The 268-nt window shown below is 57.1% G+C and carries 1 protein-coding gene; it reads left to right on the top strand.

Annotated features, from left to right (window positions below):
* Window positions 1–254, top strand: a 254-nt coding sequence (locus tag SB765_RS30095) for a LysR substrate-binding domain-containing protein (protein WP_410932559.1), incomplete at its 5' end; no start/stop codon positions are given.
* Between the last annotated feature and the right edge of the window lie 14 nt (window positions 255–268).

Consider the following 268-nt stretch of genomic DNA (forward strand, 5'->3'; position numbering starts at 1 on the left):
CTGGCGGCATGTTGACGGTAAACAGTAGCGAAAACTATCTCACCGCCGGTCTTGCCGGTCTGGGGATTATTCAGATCCCGCGCATTGCCGTGCGCGAAGCCCTGCGTGCCGGGCGGCTTATTGAAGTATTACCTGGCTACCGTGCCGAGCCGCTCTCCCTTTCGCTGGTTTATCCGCAGCGTCGGGAGCTTTCCCGGCGTGTAAACCTGTTTATGCAGTGGCTGGCTGGCGTAATGAAAGAGCACCTGGACTGACCGACTATACTTTT

The sequence above is a fragment of the Pseudomonas sp. SIMBA_067 genome (assembly GCF_046534675.1).
GTDB classification, from domain to species: Bacteria; Pseudomonadota; Gammaproteobacteria; order Pseudomonadales; family Pseudomonadaceae; genus Aquipseudomonas; species Aquipseudomonas putida.